Source organism: Streptomyces sp. NPDC049040, assembly GCF_043197715.1.
Taxonomy (GTDB): Bacteria; Actinomycetota; Actinomycetes; order Streptomycetales; family Streptomycetaceae; genus Actinacidiphila.
Map to the genome: position 1 here is coordinate 185,396 of NZ_JBICTO010000006.1, position 13,875 is coordinate 199,270.

The window sequence follows — 13,875 nt, forward strand, 5'->3', positions numbered from 1 at the left end:
GTCACGTGAGCACCCATGCGTCACCGTCCGACCGCAAGGCGGAACTCGCCGAACTGCTGGAGGTCGCCCTGGACGCGGCCCGCAGCGCCGGCGCCCTGCTGCGGGACGGACGCCCGGCCGACCTCGGCGTCGCCGCCACCAAGAGCAGCCCCATCGACGTGGTCACCGAGATGGACATCGCCGCCGAGAAGCTGATCACCACCGGAATCGCCAGGGTCCGCCCCGATGACGGCTTCCTCGGCGAGGAGGGCGCGAGCCGCGAGGGCACCAGCGGGGTGCGGTGGGTCATCGACCCGCTGGACGGCACCGTGAACTACCTCTACGGCCTGCCCTCCTGGGCGGTCAGCATCGCCGCGGAGAAGGACGGCGAGGTGGTCGTGGGCGTCGTGGAGGCCCCGATGCGCGGCGAGACCTACCAGGCCGTCCTGGGCGGCGGCGCGCTCGTCAACGGCGCTCCCACCCGCCGCAGGCCGGCACCCGAGCTCTCGCACGCCCTGGTCGGCACCGGCTTCGGCTACCTCACCGAGCGGCGCGCCGCCCAGGCGGAGGTGGTGCGCGCCCTGCTGCCGCAGGTGCGCGACATCCGGCGCGGCGGGTCGGCCGCCATCGACCTCGTCGACGTCGGCTGCGGGCGGCTGGACGCGTACTACGAGCGCGGCCTGAACCCCTGGGACCTCGCCGCGGGCGATCTCTTCGCCCGCGAGGCCGGCCTGCTCACCGGCGGCAGGCCCGGCGAGCGCGCCTCCGGCGACCTGGTCGTCGCGGCCCCCACCGGCCTCTTCGAGCCGCTCCAGCAGCGCCTGGAGGACCTGGGCGCCTGGCACGACTGACGTCCGTGCGCGGCCTGCTCCCGGCGCCCTGAAGGGGCCGCTGGGGCGGGCCAGGACATGCGAACGCCCCGGCGCCCCTCAGGGGCCGGGGCGTGCGGCTTCGGGGTCAGGCGACCTTGGGCCGTACGTCCACGCCGTGCTCCGCTGCGAGCCTGCGCAGGTCGTCCAGCTCGCCCTGCTCGACCTCGGCGAGGAATTCGTCGCCCGTCTCCCGCGCTTTCCGCAGGTCGGACTCCGTGGTGTGTATGCGCTGCAGGATTCCGGTGGTGAACGCGTCCATGTGGCGCCCCCTCGTCGTCTCCGTTGACACGGGGAATGTGTCAAGCCAGATGCCGCGCGCGACAACGCGCGACAGGCGTGGTGGGTGGGTGTGCAGTCGTCCTCCCCGCCGTGCCGGCAGCGGAAACCTCATCGGCCTCGGGGAAATTCCGCGGCCCGCGCACTTACCGCCGATTTACCGGTGCCAGGTGCAGGATGGAGGAGCATTCCCACAGCTCATGGAAGGAAAGCGCCTTGCGCGTACTGGTCGTCGAGGACGAGCAACTGCTCGCTGACGCAGTTGCCACCGGCCTCCGTCGCGAGGCCATGGCCGTCGATGTGGTCTACGACGGCGGCGCCGCCTTGGAGCGGGTCGGCGTCAACGACTACGACGTGGTCGTACTCGACCGTGACCTTCCGGTCGTGCACGGTGACGACGTGTGCCGGCAGATCGTCGAGCTGGGGCTGCCCACCCGGGTGTTGATGCTCACCGCCGCCGGCGACGTCAGCGACCGGGTTGAGGGCCTGGAGCTGGGCGCCGACGACTACCTGCCCAAGCCCTTCGCCTTCACCGAGCTGACCGCCAGGGTCCGCGCGCTCGGCCGCCGTACGACCGCGGCCCTGCCGCCGGTGCTCGAGCGCTCCGGCATCAGGCTCGACCCGAACCGGAGGGAGGTGACCAGGGACGGCGCCGAGGTGCACCTGGCGCCCAAGGAGTTCGCGGTGCTCGAGGTGCTGATGCGCAGCGAGGGCTCCGTGGTCTCGGCCGAGCAGCTGCTGGAGAAGGCCTGGGACGAGAACACCGACCCGTTCACCAACGTGGTGCGGGTCACCGTGATGACGCTGCGCCGCAAGCTCGGCGAGCCGCCGGTGATCGTCACCGTGCCCGGCTCGGGCTACCGGATCTGATCGCGTGGCCACCGCCTCCTCCGCTTCCCCGCCGCCCCCCGCCCCGCAGGCCCCGCCGCGTCCGCCGTGGGACCCGCAGAGCGCCGAGCACCAGCCGCCGTGGCTGCGGCCGACCATCCGGATACGGCTGACCGTGCTCTACGGCGGCATGTTCCTGATCGCCGGCGTGCTGCTGCTGTGGATCATCTACCTGCTCGCCGCGCAGGCCATAAGGCAGGGCAGCGAGATCCCGTTCACCTTCGTCGATGCCACGATCCGGTCGACGAACTGCTCCGCACTGCCGGCGGGCAACATCACGCCCGACCAGTTCAACCAGGCGTTGAACGTCTGCATGCAGCACCAGCGCGATGTCGCGCTGAACACCCTGCTCAAACGCTCCCTGCTGGCGCTCATCGGGCTCGCGGTCGTCGCCTTCGCCTTCGGCTACGTGATGGCCGGCCGGGTGCTGGCCCCGCTCGGGCGGATCACCAGGACCGCCCGCAGCGTCGTCGGCACCGACCTCAAGCGCCGGATCGAGCTGGACGGCCCCGACGACGAGCTCAAGGAGCTCGCCGACACCTTCGACGAGATGCTGGACCGCCTGGAGCGCTCCTTCGACGCGCAGCGGCGCTTCGTGGCGAACGCCTCGCACGAGCTGCGTACCCCGCTGGCCATCAACCGCACCCTGCTCGAGGTCCAGCTCTCCGACCCCGAGGCCTCGGCCGACCTGCAACAGCTCGGCAAGACGCTGCTGGCCACCAACGAGCGCAGCGAGCAGCTGGTGGAGGGCTTGCTGCTGCTGGCCCGCAGCGACAACGAGATCGTCGACCGCAAGCCGGTGGACCTGGCCGAGGCGGCCTCCCAGGCGCTGGAGCAGACCCGCGGCGAGGGCAAGGCCAAGGGCGTGGAGCTGCGCGCCGCCCTGGAGTCCGCGGTGGTGCAGGGCAACGGGGTGCTGCTGGAGCGCATCGCGCTGAACCTGGTGCAGAACGCGGTGCGCTACAACGTGCCGGAGGGCGGCTGGGTCGAGGTCGGCACCGAGGTGCGCAACGGCCATGCGCTGATCGTGGTCGCCAACACAGGTCCGGTCGTCCCGGCATATGAGATCGACAACCTTTTCGAGCCTTTCCGGCGGCTGCGCACCGAGCGCACCGGCAGCGACAAGGGCGTCGGCCTCGGCCTGTCCATCGCCCGCTCGGTCGCGAGGGCACACGGCGGTGTGATCACTGCGGAGCCGCGCGAGGGCGGTGGCCTGGTCATGCGGGTCGCGATCCCGGTCTGAGCGACCGCGGCGGGGGCCGCCGTGCGGTGTGAACCGCGTCACGCGGATGATCATCCGCCGCCGCGGCCCGCCCGGTGCCGTGTTCGCTTTGCGAGTAATTTTGGGATCTGTACCGCGTCCGGATGGGTTGTGATCGATCGCACACACGATTTCCCCATCGCCTACACTCAGTGATCAAGACATTGGGGAAAAGACCGGAAAATCCATGTTTCCGCAGGTCATGATCACGGGAAGTACACGTACTGGCGGCTGCGGTGGATACGTTCCCGGCCCTCGCAGACCATGATCGGCCACCTGTGCGATCACCCCTTCGGGGGTGTGGCTGGGTGTCGATTGAGTAACAGGCCTTGATGTGAGGCAAAATCTCGGCCTCAGGTCGGGCACAAGTCCGGCCTCCCGCGCGTTACGTGCGCTGGAGACACCGCAGAAACCCACAGGGGGAGAGCGACAAATGGCTACGGATTACGACACACCACGCAAGACCGACGATGATGTCAACGAGGACAGCATCGAAGAACTGAAGGCCCGGCGGAACGAGAAGTCCACCTCCGCGGTGGACGTCGACGAGTTCGACCAGGCCGAGTCCCTGGAGCTGCCCGGTGCCGACCTCTCCAACGAGGAGCTGTCGGTCCGCGTGCTGCCCCGCCAGGCGGACGAGTTCACCTGCATGAGCTGCTTCCTGGTCCACCACAGGAGCCAGCTCGCCACGGAGAAGAACGGCAACCCGATCTGCCGCGACTGCGCGGCCTGATCGGTGTGACCGGCACGCCGGAAGGCCGTGAGGGCGCTGAGCGGGGCCGTGCGGCCTCGCTCGCGGCCATGACCGCCCGCGGCCTCGGCCGGGGCGTCAGGCACGGAGTGAGCGGTGTGAGCGGCGGAGCCCGCAGGGGCGGCAGCGCCGCAAGAGCCGGCATCGGCAGCGTCGCCGAGCGGCTCATCGAGGTGGCACCCCGCATTCCGGTGCGGGACCTGGCCGCCCTGCGCAGGCAGTTCCCCGGGCTCGGCCCCGAGGAGCTCGCGGACCGGCTGATCGCCACCGCGGTCAAGGGCACGATGACGGTCGGTGCCGGGATCGGCGCGGCCGCGATGCTGCCCACCCCGCCGGCCATGCCGGCCGAGCTCGTGACCGAGACGCTGGGCGTCGCGGCCATCGAGTACAAACTCATCGCCGAGCTGCACGAGGTCTACGGACTGCGCGTCCCCGGCGGCGCCCGCGAGCGGGCGACCGCCTATCTGTGGTCCTGGACCGAGCAGCGCGGCATCGATGTGCTGAAGCTGTCCACCGTGAACGTGGCGCTGGGCAGCAGCATGAAGCGGGAGATGCGGCAGCGGCTGCTGCGGCGCACCCTGCGCAACGCCCCGGTCCTGACCCCTTTCATGATCGGGGCGGCCGTCGGCGCGGTGATGAACCGGCGTGACACCCGCAAGCTCGCCGAGCGGGTCCGCCGCGACCTGCGCGCCGCGCAGTTCCCCTGGCCCGAACTCCCCGTGGCGGAGGCAGGCCCCGGTCCCTACCCGGGCCACGCCATCGGCGACAGCGCCGTCGAGGGCGACCCCGAGGACGAGGAAAGACCCTGAGGGCCGCTGCCCGCCCGGCCGCCGTCAGGCGCACCACGACGACCACGGCAGGTCGCCGCGTCGCGGGCCGACAGGCTGCCTCCTTCATGGACGGGCGGCGCCGTCCACTTCCCTGACCGCTTCGAGCGCGGCCGCGAGCCGCTGCGGGGAGCGGGTCGACAGGTAGACGTAGGGCGTCGGGTCCGCGGGGTCGGACACGTCGACCTTGAGCGCGGTGGGCACGTAGGAGCGCAGCAGCATGAAGGCCCGCGGGTCTGCCTTGCTCGACCGCCAGGCGATCGTCTCCTCGCGGTCGAGCACCGTCGCCTCGCCGAGCGCCGTCACCGGGATCCTGGCCTTGCCCGCGACGAGCGAACCGGCCACCACCCTGATCCTGGCCGACCCGTAGGAGCTGACCGCCATCAGCGCCAGCGCCGCCCCGCCGACCAGGCCGGCCAGCAGCGGCAGCGGGCCGAAGGGGAGCAGGATCAGGGCCATCGCCACACCCACGGCGATGGCGAGGAACCACCAGGAACGCGGGACGGTGAGGCGTTCGTCGTAAGGCTGCATGCCACCAGACTGCCATGTGCCGCGGGGAGAGCCGCGGGCACTGCGGGAAGGGGTGGCGCAGGGGGGTAGGGTCTCGGGCGTGAGTGCAGCCACGACATCCCCGGGCGAAGGACGGCAGGGCCTGACGCCGCCGCCCGACGCCGCAGCCCCGGTACGGCATCCCGACGCCCCGGCGCCGGGCGAACTGCTGGGCGCGCACTACGACCAGTGCTTCGGCTGCGGCGGGACCCAGCCGCACGGGCTGCACCTGGCGACCAGGGCGGGCGAGGGTGTCAGCGTCACCGCCGAGTTCACCGTGCAGGCCGCCCACCAGGGCGCGCCTGGGCTCGCGCACGGCGGAGTGCTGGTGTCCGCGCTCGACGAGACGCTCGGCTCGCTCAGCTGGCTGCTGCGGGTCATCGCGGTCACCGGCAGGCTGGAGTCGGACTTCGTCCGCCCGGTACCGGTCGGCGCCACCCTGCACCTGTCGGCCCGCTGCACCGCGGTGGCCGGCCGGAAGATCTACAGCAGTGCCGAGGGCCGGATCGGCGGACCCGGGGGACCCGTGGCGGTCCGCGCCGACGCCCTCTTCGTCGAGGTCAAACTCGACCACTTCACGGCCAACGGCAGGCCCGCCGAGATCGAGGCCGCGATGGCCGACCCCGACCAGGTCAAGGTCGCCCGCGCCTTCGAGGTGAACCCGTGACCCGGCCCCCGGTGGACGTGCTGCTGCGCCGTCTCGACGACTCCGTGCCGGTACCCTCCTACGGGCATCCCGGGGACGCCGGCGCGGACCTGATCACCACCGAGGCCGCCGAGTTGGCCCCCGGCGAGCGGGCCGTGCTGCCCACCGGGATCTCCATCGCGCTGCCCGACGGCTACGCGGCCTTCGTCCACCCGCGCTCCGGACTTGCCGCACGCTGCGGTGTGGCTCTGGTGAATGCCCCGGGAACGGTGGATGCCGGGTACCGTGGAGAGATCAAGGTGATCGTGGTCAATCTGGACCCGCGCGAGACCGTGCGGTTCGGCAAGGGCGACCGGATCGCCCAACTGGTCGTCCAGCAGGTCGAACGGGTCCGCTTCCACGAAGTGGCGGAGCTGCCCGGCTCTGCCAGGGCCGCGGGGGGCTTCGGCTCCACGGGGGGTCATGCCGCGGTGGAGACGCCGTCGGCTGACACGTCCAGATACGGATACGCATCGGTCGTAGCAGACCGGGAAGGACAGTGACCGTGTTCCGTCGTCGCAAGGAGCGCGAAGACGCCCTCGACGAGCTCGATGAGGCCGTCGAGGCCGAAGAAGAGCTGGCCGAAGACGCCGAGGAGTCGGACGACTCCGGTGACTCCAACCGGTACAACCTTCCGCCCGCCCCGCGGCCCGACGGCCCGTGGGACCTGAGCGAGGTCAGGGAGCCCGGCGACGGCCGGGTGGATCTCGGCGGACTGTTCGTGCCCGGGGTCGAGGGCATGGAGCTGCGCGTGGAGGTCGCGGGCGAGTCGATCGTCGCCGCCACCGTGGTGCTGCGGGACAGTGCCGTCCAGCTCCAGGCGTTCGCCGCACCGAAGTCCGAGGGGATCTGGGGCGAGGTGCGCGAGGAGATCGCCTCCGGTATCACCCAGCAGGGCGGTGTCGTCGACGAGGTCGAGGGCCCGCTGGGCTGGGAGTTGCGCGCCCAGGTGCCGGTTCAGCTGCCGGACGGCACCAACGGGGTGCAGCTGGTGCGCTTCGTCGGCTGCGACGGCCCGCGCTGGTTCCTGCGCGGGGTGATCTCGGGGCAGGGCGCGGTGCAGCCCGCCGCGGCGGGTGTGCTGGAGTCGGTCTTCCGCGACACCGTGGTGCTGCGCGGCGACTCGCCGATGGCGCCGCGCGACCCGATCGTGCTCAAGCTGCCCAACGACGCGCAGATGGTGCCGGACGGCGCCACGACCGAGCAGCAGGAGCCTTCGAAGTTCGGTGACGGCATCGACCCGATGCGCCGCGGCCCGGAGATCACCGAGCTGCACTGACCCGGCAGCCGTCCCACACCGGCCCGGACCTCTCCGCGGACAGGTCCGGGCCGTGCTGTGTCCGGCTCCGGGCCATGACGGCCATGACGGCGATACGCAAGATTACGGCAAGAAACTTGCGGTAAGCGGAAATTGTCCTACCGGTTCGCCGAAACTCTTGCACAGCTCTGACGGCGCCACTAGCGTCGGCGCCCGGCGGTCGCACGGCCTCCGGAGGTTCCACGGGGGTGGCGCGGTACATGGCGACGGACGTACGACCGCGGCGGCGACAGGGCGACGGCGCTCCAGCCGCTCCGGCGGCCGTCCGCAGCGGCATCCACCACCTGGTCGTCCTGGTCGCCGCCGCGCTCGCGATCCTGCTGTCCGCCACGGTGCTCTCCGCGCTCGCCGCCCTGGCCGACCACTCCGTCGAGAACGCCATCCAGCAGCGGCTGCGCGGGGACCCCGGCACCGCGGTCGACGTGATGGGCCGCTACCGGGCGCAGGACATGGCGGGCGGCGACAAGGCCGTACGCGCCGCGCTCGACCGGGTCTTCGGCGATGTGCCGCACCGCACCTACACCGCGCTGCGCGCCCCCGCCTCGCTGTCCTCCGAATACTCCGTCATCGACGACGACGGCACCGTCACCGGCACCTCGGCCGTGATCGTCGCGCTGCCCGACCCGGCGGGGCACGCCCGGCTGACGGTCGGCGGCTGGCCGAAGGCGAAAGGCGGCGGGCCCGTACAGGTCGCGCTCACCCAGGTCGCCGCCGCCCGCCTCGGTCTTGACGTCGGCGACACCTTCCGGCTCCAGGTCGGCCTGGCGCGCGTGACGATGCAGCTGTCCGGCGCCTACGCCCCGGCGGCCGACGACCCCGGCGTACTGGCCGGGCTGTCCAGCTCGTTCGGCACCGCCGACAGCCTCGCGATGATCGCCCCCGACGCCTTCACCGCACTGCCCGGCGTCAGGGCCGACGCGGTCGCCGCCTGGTTCGGCGCCCTCGACACCTCAGGACTGCACCTCGACCGGATCGGCGGCCTGCGCGACCGGGTCGGCCGCTTCTCCAGCAGCGACACCGCCATCTCCGTCTTCGAGAACCGGCCGCCCGCCATGAGCCGGGTGTTCGCCACCTCGGGACTGCCCGACGTCCTCGACGCGCTGTCCGCGCCGATGGCCGTCGCGCGGGCCGGGATGTACATCCCCGCGGCCCTGCTGGCCGCCCTGGCCACCGCCGCGCTGGTGCTGACCGCCCGCCAGCTCGCCCAGGCCAGGGCGACCGAGGTCGCCCTGATGGGCGCCCGGGGCGCGGGCACCGCACGGCTGCTCGGCGCCTGCGCCGCACAGTGGGCACTGGTCGCCGTGCCCGCGGCGGTGGCCGCGCCCTTCCTCGCGGGACCGCTGCTCGCCGGGCTGCACCGCACCGGCCTGCTCGACGGCGACATACCGTCATCGGGTGCCACCGCCGTCGGCTGGACCGCGGCACTGGCGGCGCTCGCGGTACACGGCATCGCGCTGCTGGTGCCCACCGCCCGCCAGGCCGCCGACCGGCGGCCCGGCATGCGGCTGCGGCTGCGCGGCGCCAAGGCCGCGGCCTTCCAGCGGGCCGGCACCGACGTGGCGCTCGCCGCCGTCGCGGTGGCCGGCTGGCTCGAACTGCGGCACTACAAGACCCCGGTGGCCAGCGGGGGAGTCAGCGGCACCTCCGTCGACCCGGTGCTGATCCTCACCCCGGTCCTGATGACCGCCGCCGCGACACTGCTGTCGCTGCGGCTGCTGCCCCTGGCCGCGCCGCTGATCGACCGCGCCGCCCGGCGCGCCGCCGGCTTCGTCCTGCCGCTCGGCGGCTGGCAGATCGGCCGCAGGGCCGCCCGGCACACCGGCCCCGCCCTGCTGATGACCCTGGCGCTGGCGGTCGGCGCGCTGGGGGTGACCGCGCTGGCCATCCTCGACCGCAGCGCGGCCGACCAGGCCGCCTTCGACGTCGGCGGCGACCTGCGGATCGCCGCGCCCCTCCAGAGCGTCGGCAAGGTCCCGCCGACCTCGCAGCGGCACGACGTCTACGCGGCGCTGCCCGGCACCGCCGCGGTCACCCCGGTCACCGACCTGCCGCTGAACCGCGGGCAGTCGGGGCTCTCCGCCGAGGGCGTGAACACCTCAGCGGTCGCTGCCACCCAGGGCTCGGCGGACAGCGGCCCCGTACCGGCGATCCGCTCCGACCTGACCGGCGAGCCGGCCGCCGGGCTGCTGGCAGGGCTCGGCGCCGCCGTACCCGACCACGGCTGGACCGTCCCCGGGCGGCCCACCCGGCTGCCGCTGACCATCCGGCTGTCCGCGAGCGGCAAGGGGCCCTACGTCCCGGTGATCCTGGGCGTGACCTTCGAGGACGCGGACGGCCTGCCCGCCGTGCGCACCGTGTCGCTGCCGGTCACCGACGGCACCCCGTACACCGTCGAGGTGCCGCTCACCTTCACCGGGCACCCGGGCGCCGGCTGGCACTACCCGCTGCGGGTCATCGGCCTGTCCATGAGCATCCGCTTCCCGCACGTCCGCCGCGACTACCGGTTGCGGATCGGCTCTGACGCCGCGCCGCAGGGCGCCCTGTGGCGGGACCTGAGCAACCCCGCCTACTCGCGGGCCGGCTGCAACGGCCACCAGATGGACATGGAGTCCGCCCAGGGACCGCACCTGTGCACCAACGAGCGGGTGCCGGGGCAGCTGTTCTCCGGCACGCTGCGCGGCCCCGACCTCCTGGCGTGGCCGCCCCGCTGGGACATGGCGCTGGGCCCGGTGCCCGCCCTCCACCAGCCGCCGGTGCCCGCGCTGGCCGACGCCACCCTCCAGGCCACCGGCGAGTTCGCCACCGGAGCGGTGGTCGCGCTCGACGGCGGCCCCGGAGTCGGCATCAAGGTCAAGGTGATCGGCGCGATCACCGCGGTGCCAGGCTTCGACCACGCGCACGGCCGGCTGCTCGTCGACTCCCGGGCGCTGGCCGCGGCGATGGTCGCGACCGGCAACGACCCGCCGCCCGACGACTTCTGGCTGCTGTCCACCCGGCACGGCGACGCCACCGCCGCCGCGGCCGCCCTGCGCCGCGACCCGGCGGCGGGCGTCGGCACGACCGTGCCGCAGGCCGCCCGCCGGATCGCCGGCGACCCGCTCCAGCGCGGCACCCACGCGGCGCTCGTGCTCGCCCTGGTGCTGGCCCCGGCGTTCGCGGTGATCGGCTTCACCCTGCACACCGCGATGTCGGCCCGGCTGCGGCGCGGCGAGTTCGCCCTGCTGCGCGCCCTCGGGGTGCGAAAACGCCAACTCGCCGCGCTGCTGTGGACGGAGCAGCTGGGTCTCGCCCTGCTCGCGGTCCTGGTCGGCACCGCGCTGGGCACGGCGCTGGCGGTCGTGGTCACCCCGCTGGTCAGCGTGGACGGCACCGGAGCGCCGATCATCCCCGGCCTGGCGGTGACCGTCCCGTGGCTGGAGGTGGCCGCGGTCGCCGTCGGGACCGCGCTGCTGATCGTCGCCGCGGTCACCGCACTGGCGAGGACCTTCGCCCGGGTGGATCTCGTACGCGTGCTCAGGGCGGGGGACGAAGGATGACACACCACGACGCCGGTGAGCGGCGCCCCGGGCGCGGTCGCTTCCGTCCTGGCACCGGGCTGCGCGACCCCGGGCTGCGCCGCGAGGCCCGCGGCGAACTGCCGCTGCTGGCCTGCCTGACGGTCGTGGTCGCGCTGCTCGCGCTGATCACCGCCGCGGGCCCGCCGCTGCTCGACCGCTGGGCGGGCGACGCGCTGCGCGCCCGCCTCGCCACCGCCCGGCTGGCCGACGCCGAGATCCGGCACAGCGTCAGCCTGCACCGCGACGAGACCGTACCGCCGCCCGACCCGTCCACCGCGACCGTCGGCCGCGACCTCGCCAAGGCCACCGCGGGCCTGCTCGCCACGGCGAAGCCGCCGCTGTCCTCCTTCCTCGTGCACGACTCCACCCGGGTCGAGGTCCCGGTGCTCTCCAGCCGCACCGCGGCGGGCCGGCTGGAGATCGGGCTGCTCTACGCCGACGACGCGCCCGCGGCATCGACGTACGCGCAGGGAGCGCCGCCCGGCCCGCCGAACCGGACCTCCCCGATCCCGGTCGCCTTCTCCACCTTCGCCCGCGACGCCCTCCACCTGGCCGTCGGGCAGCGCCTCCATCTGTCCCCAGCGGTCGGCGGCATCGACACCGACGCCGTGGTGAGCGGCTTCTTCACCCCGCCCGCGGGCACCGCCGCGCCGCTGTGGCACGAGGAGGGCCTGCTGGAGCGCCCGGCCAGGACCGACGGCCTCTGGCGGGCACAGGCCGTGATGAACGCCGCCTCGATCGACGCGCTCCAGCAGATGACCCGCGGCCCCGGCCGCGACCTTGTGGTGCAGTGGCGCAGCTCGATCCGGATGACCGCGGCCCAGGCCACCCGCTTCGCCACCGGCGACGGGCTGCGGCGGCTGCAGGACGCCGCCGACAGCTACGCCGCGGCCGTCGGCGACGACTACTGCCCCCAGCAGGCCGACTACATGGCGGTCGAGTGCCTGATCGGCCGGCACACCACCACGGTGCTGGTCACCACCGACGAGATCCCCGACCTGATCGCGCCCTTCGCCAGGGCCCGCGGGCAGGCCCGCACCCTGGAGTCCTTCGCGCTCGCGGGACTGATCGCGGTGGGCCTGGCCACCGTCGTGGTCACCGCCCGCCTCGCGGTCCACCGCAGGGCCGCCGCGCAGGCCCTGCAACGCGCCCGCGGCGCCTCGGCCGCCGACCTGGCGCTCGTACGCCTGCTGCAGACCTCGCCCGCCGCGGCAGTCGGCGCGGCGCTCGGCCTCGGCGCCGCCCGGTGGGCCGGGCCACCGGGCGGCGCAGCGGGCTCCCTGGCACCCGCGGTCGCCGTCGCCGTCGCCGCCTGGCTCACCCTGCCGGCGCTCACCCTGGCCGCGGCCGGGGACCGCGGCGGCCGCACGGGCCGCGGGCCGGCCGTCCGCAGGCTCGGCGTCGAGGCGGCCGTGCTGCTGCTCGCGGCCGCCGGAGTGCTGATGCTGCGGGCGCACGGCGCCGGCGCCGGCGGCCTCGATGTGCAGCTGGCGGTGGTGCCCGCGCTGCTCGGCACCGCCACCGTGGTGCTGCTGATCCGCCTCTACCCGCTGCCGCTGCGGCTGCTGTCCCGTGCCGCGGGCGCCCGCCGCGGCACCGTGCCCCTCGTCGCGCTCTCCCGCGCCGCCCGGGAGGCGCCCGGCCACGCCCTGGCCCTGCTGGTCCTGGTCACCACGCTGTCCACCGCCGTCTTCGGCGGCCTGGTGGCCCGTACCGTCGCCGACGGCAGCAGGACCGCGGCCGTGTGGAGTTCAGGCGCGGACGCCGTGGTGATCGGAGCGGGCAGGGAGGGCACCGTCGATCCGACGCTGGCGGACACCACGGGTGTCCGGCGGACCACCGTCGTGCGCAGCCTGGTCAACCAGCTCACCAGCGACAGCGACGGCGCCCGCTACGGCGCGACCCGGCTGGTCGGCGTCGACGCCCGCGTGGTCGGCGCCGAGGCCCCCGGCTCAGCCGCCGCGCGCGCCCTCACCGCGGCCGGCCTCGCGGGCCGCCCGGCGCCCGCACCGGTGCGCGGCCGCTACGTGCTGACCGCGCTGGCCACCGGTGACTTCGCCGGCGGCCGGGTCGGCGACACCTACGCCACGACCCTCCACAACGGCACCGTCGCCGTGAAGGTCGTCGGCACCCTGCCCGACGCCACCCGGCGCGACCCGGCGATCGGGCCGCTGCTCAGCGTCCAGCAGCGCGACGCGGGGCGCGGCGAGAGCACGGGCAGTGCCACCGCGGTCGCCGCCGACAGCCCGCTGCTGCTGGTGGACTCGGCCCAACTCACGATGCTCGGCGTCAACGAGTTCTACGACTCCGCCGTCCTGGTCTACGGTCCGCACCTGGACGCCGCCTCGCTGCGGGCGTCGGGACGGCGGGTGACGGGGCCCGCGGGCGAGGTGCGGATCAAGGCCGCCGAACTCGCGCTGGCCTCGAACGACGGCCTGCTGCGCGGGGTCCGGCGCGCCTACGCGGCCGCCACGGCGCTCGCCGTGCTGCTCGCCCTGGCCGCGCTGGTGCTCGAACTGCTGCTGTCGTCGAGGGACCGCGGGCGCACCGCCTCCCGGCTGCGCACCCTGGGCCTGCCGACCCGGGGCATCGCGGCGATGAACATCCTGGAACTGCTCCCGATGGCGCTGGCCGCCGTCACGGGCGGCGTCGCGCTCGGCCTGGTGCTGCCCGGCATCCTCGGCCCCGCCCTGACGCTGCAGGAGTTCACCGGCGGGCCCGGCGCGCCCGCCCTGCACACCGACTACGCGCTGACGGCCGGCCTGGGCCTCGGGCTGGCCGCCCTGATCGCGGCGGCCGTCGCCGTCGAGACCTGGGCGGGCCGCCGCCGCGGGCTCGGCAGCGTCCTGCGCCTGGGGGACGCCGTATGAGCGCACCGCACGACCGGACCGCAGGCACACCACGGGGAGACC

The 13,875-nt window shown here is 74.1% G+C and carries 12 protein-coding genes; 10 read left to right on the forward strand and 2 right to left on the reverse strand.

Features of this window, described 5'->3' with window-relative positions; genetic code table 11:
- Positions 1-5: 5 nt before the first annotated feature.
- The gene (locus ACGFMP_RS18470) at positions 6-830 is read left to right on the forward strand and encodes an inositol monophosphatase family protein (protein ID WP_393673493.1); all 825 of its coding nucleotides are present in this window, start codon (positions 6-8) and stop codon (positions 828-830) included.
- Between the two features lie 106 nt (positions 831-936).
- Here ACGFMP_RS18470 and ACGFMP_RS18475 read toward each other — a convergent pair whose 3' ends face one another.
- Complete coding sequence (locus ACGFMP_RS18475; protein ID WP_198535727.1) at positions 937-1,110, reverse strand: hypothetical protein; 174 nt, start codon at positions 1,108-1,110, stop codon at positions 937-939.
- Between the two features lie 233 nt (positions 1,111-1,343).
- Between ACGFMP_RS18475 and ACGFMP_RS18480 the strand changes: the two genes are divergently transcribed.
- The 4 genes from ACGFMP_RS18480 (at position 1,344) to ACGFMP_RS18495 (ending at position 4,836) form a co-directional block, all read left to right on the forward strand.
- Complete coding sequence (locus tag ACGFMP_RS18480) at positions 1,344-1,997, forward strand: response regulator transcription factor (protein ID WP_393673495.1); 654 nt, start codon at positions 1,344-1,346, stop codon at positions 1,995-1,997.
- A 4-nt stretch (positions 1,998-2,001) separates the two neighbouring features.
- Entirely contained in the window at positions 2,002-3,258 is a 1,257-nt protein-coding gene (locus ACGFMP_RS18485; protein ID WP_393673496.1) for a sensor histidine kinase, read from the forward strand.
- Positions 3,259-3,709: 451 nt separating this feature from the next.
- Positions 3,710-4,009, forward strand: a complete 300-nt coding sequence (locus ACGFMP_RS18490) for a DUF4193 domain-containing protein (RefSeq protein WP_136725752.1) — start codon at positions 3,710-3,712, stop codon at positions 4,007-4,009.
- A gap of 116 nt (positions 4,010-4,125) precedes the next feature.
- Positions 4,126-4,836 carry a hypothetical protein gene (locus tag ACGFMP_RS18495; protein WP_393673498.1) on the forward strand — a complete coding sequence of 237 codons (711 nt, stop codon included), beginning with the start codon at positions 4,126-4,128 and terminating at the stop codon, positions 4,834-4,836.
- A gap of 84 nt (positions 4,837-4,920) precedes the next feature.
- On the opposite strand, the gene ACGFMP_RS18500 is transcribed toward ACGFMP_RS18495, so the two are convergent.
- Entirely contained in the window at positions 4,921-5,385 is a 465-nt protein-coding gene (locus ACGFMP_RS18500) for a DUF3093 domain-containing protein (RefSeq protein ID WP_393673500.1), read from the reverse strand.
- 79 nt (positions 5,386-5,464) lie between these two features.
- Between ACGFMP_RS18500 and ACGFMP_RS18505 the strand changes: the two genes are divergently transcribed.
- The 5 genes from ACGFMP_RS18505 (at position 5,465) to ACGFMP_RS18525 (ending at position 13,833) form a co-directional block, all read left to right on the forward strand.
- On the forward strand, positions 5,465-6,070 hold the full coding sequence (locus ACGFMP_RS18505) for a PaaI family thioesterase (protein WP_393673501.1): 606 nt from the start codon (positions 5,465-5,467) through the stop codon (positions 6,068-6,070).
- Complete coding sequence (gene dut, locus ACGFMP_RS18510) at positions 6,067-6,591, forward strand: dUTP diphosphatase (protein WP_393673503.1); 525 nt, start codon at positions 6,067-6,069, stop codon at positions 6,589-6,591. Before ACGFMP_RS18505 ends, dut begins: the two co-directional genes overlap by 4 nt.
- Before the next feature lie 2 nt (positions 6,592-6,593).
- Entirely contained in the window at positions 6,594-7,367 is a 774-nt protein-coding gene (locus tag ACGFMP_RS18515) for a DUF3710 domain-containing protein (RefSeq protein WP_393673504.1), read from the forward strand.
- Between the two features lie 239 nt (positions 7,368-7,606).
- The gene (locus tag ACGFMP_RS18520) at positions 7,607-10,942 is read left to right on the forward strand and encodes an FtsX-like permease family protein (RefSeq protein ID WP_393673505.1); all 3,336 of its coding nucleotides are present in this window, start codon (positions 7,607-7,609) and stop codon (positions 10,940-10,942) included.
- Positions 10,939-13,833, forward strand: a complete 2,895-nt coding sequence (locus tag ACGFMP_RS18525) for an FtsX-like permease family protein (RefSeq protein ID WP_393673507.1) — start codon at positions 10,939-10,941, stop codon at positions 13,831-13,833. Before ACGFMP_RS18520 ends, ACGFMP_RS18525 begins: the two co-directional genes overlap by 4 nt.
- Positions 13,834-13,875 lie beyond the last annotated feature (42 nt).

Bases quoted from the DNA above. Each gene is read 5' to 3' on its own strand.
- ACGFMP_RS18475 (WP_198535727.1), bottom strand. From the start codon at position 1,110: ATGGACGCGTTCACCACCGGAATCCTGCAGCGCATACACACCACGGAG.
- ACGFMP_RS18490 (WP_136725752.1), top strand. From the start codon at position 3,710: ATGGCTACGGATTACGACACACCACGCAAGACCGACGATGATGTCAAC.
- ACGFMP_RS18500 (WP_393673500.1), bottom strand. From the start codon at position 5,385: ATGCAGCCTTACGACGAACGCCTCACCGTCCCGCGTTCCTGGTGGTTC.
- ACGFMP_RS18520 (WP_393673505.1), top strand. From the start codon at position 7,607: ATGGCGACGGACGTACGACCGCGGCGGCGACAGGGCGACGGCGCTCCA.
- ACGFMP_RS18525 (WP_393673507.1), top strand. From the start codon at position 10,939: ATGACACACCACGACGCCGGTGAGCGGCGCCCCGGGCGCGGTCGCTTC.